Origin of the sequence: Virgibacillus sp. M23 (assembly GCF_034190895.1) — a bacterium.
In the GTDB taxonomy this organism is placed as follows: Bacteria; Bacillota; Bacilli; order Bacillales; family Amphibacillaceae; genus Virgibacillus; species Virgibacillus salarius.
Window position 1 is genome coordinate 1 of sequence record NZ_JAWDHA010000256.1, and the last position, 450, is coordinate 450.

1 protein-coding gene is annotated in these 450 nt (G+C 50.0%); it reads right to left on the bottom strand.

Going from position 1 to position 450, the window contains the following annotated elements; genetic code table 11:
* The coding region (locus RVS70_RS22400) for a carboxyl transferase domain-containing protein (RefSeq protein ID WP_321134918.1) at positions 1 to 450 on the bottom strand (450 nt) is incomplete at both ends.

Consider the following 450-nt stretch of genomic DNA (forward strand, 5'->3'; position numbering starts at 1 on the left):
CCTTCTGGAGAAATAACAGAATAAGTAGAGTTTTCCAGCATATGCAAGTGGTTGCCTACCCCCAGACCAAGGGCTCCGCCGCTTCCGCCTTCACCAATGACGATGCAGATAACAGGTACTCGGAGGCCGGCCATCTCAAATAGGTTTTTGGCAATGGCTTCGCTTTGTCCTCTTTCTTCCGCTGCTCGTCCAGGGTATGCCCCCTTCGTATCAATAAAACAGATAATCGGTCTATTAAATTTGTCAGCCTGTTTCATCAGACGCAGCGCTTTTCTGTAGCCTTCAGGATGCGGCATCCCAAAAGTGCGGACAAGGTTCTCCTTCGTATCTTTCCCGCGCTGATGCCCGATTACCGTTACAGGAAGGCCGTGGAACTTCGCAATCCCGCCGACAATGGCTTCATCGTCACCGTATGCTCTGTCTCCATGACATTCAAAAAAGTCAGTAAAC